This window comes from Bifidobacterium sp. VU/mBH4 (B4) (assembly GCF_058199535.1).
On sequence record NZ_JBVPQJ010000019.1, the window covers coordinates 1 to 1097 of the forward strand.

Genomic DNA, 1097 nt, shown 5'->3' on the forward strand with positions numbered 1-1097 from the left:
GCTCCTGATGATGAGTGTTTGTATGGGATGGGTGAGTATCAGCAGGATAGGTTGGATTTGAAGGGGTGTTCGTTTGAGCTGGCGCATCGGAATTCGCAGGCGTCGGTGCCGTTTGTGGTGTCGAGTGCGGGGTATGGGTTTTTGTGGAATAATCCGGCGGTGGGCCGGGTGTCGTTTGCGTCGAATGGGACCAAGTGGTGCGCGGCTTCGACTCGGCAGATTGATTATTGGGTGACGGCGGGCTCGTCGCCGCGGGCTGTGGTGCGTCGGTATGCGGATGTGACGGGGCATGCGCCGGTGATGCCTGAGTGGGGGTTGGGTTTTTGGCAGTGCAAGCTGCGGTATTGGAATCAGCGTCAGGTGGAGGATGTGGTGGAGGGGTTCCGTCGTCGTGGGATCCCGTTGGATGTTGTGGTGGTGGACTTCTTCCATTGGCCTCATATGGGTGATTACCGGTTTGAGGATGAGTTCTGGCCTGATCCTGAGGGCATGTGCGAGCGGCTGCATGCCCAGGGCGTCAAGGTCATGGTCTCCGTCTGGCCCCAAGTAGCACTATCCAGCGAAAACTACGCTTATATGCATGCCAATAACCTCCTGGTTAATGCAGAGCAGGGAATTGATGTAGGCATGATGTTCATGGAGCCCAATCAGTTTTATGACGCGACTAATCCTGAGGCTCGTAGGTTTGTTTGGGATCTTTGCAAGCGCAATTATGCGGACAAGGGGGTGGATGCGTTCTGGCTGGATGAGGCTGAGCCTGAGTACGGGACGTATGATTTCGCCAATTACCGGTATTATGCCGGGCCCAATGTGGAGGTGGGGAACATATATCCCCTGGAGTACAACAAGGTCTTCTATGAGGGTCAGCTGGAGGCGGGCCGGGAGGGCCAGATCGTGAATCTGACCCGGTGCGCCTGGGCGGGTTCGCAGCGGTACGGGGCTCTGGTCTGGTCGGGGGATGTGGGGTCCTCCTTCCAGGATCTGAAGGCGCAGATCACCTGTGCCATCCACATGGGCATGGCCGGCATCCCCTGGTTCACCACCGACATGGGCGGCTTCCACGACGGGGACATCGAAGACCCCCAATTCAAAGAACT

At 57.5% G+C, this 1097-nt stretch carries 1 protein-coding gene; it reads left to right on the plus strand.

Annotated elements, in window-relative coordinates; all coding sequences use genetic code 11:
* Positions 1-159: 159 nt before the first annotated feature.
* The coding region (locus AC0AII_RS08790) for a TIM-barrel domain-containing protein (protein ID WP_490446838.1) at positions 160-1097 on the plus strand (938 nt) is incomplete at its 3' end.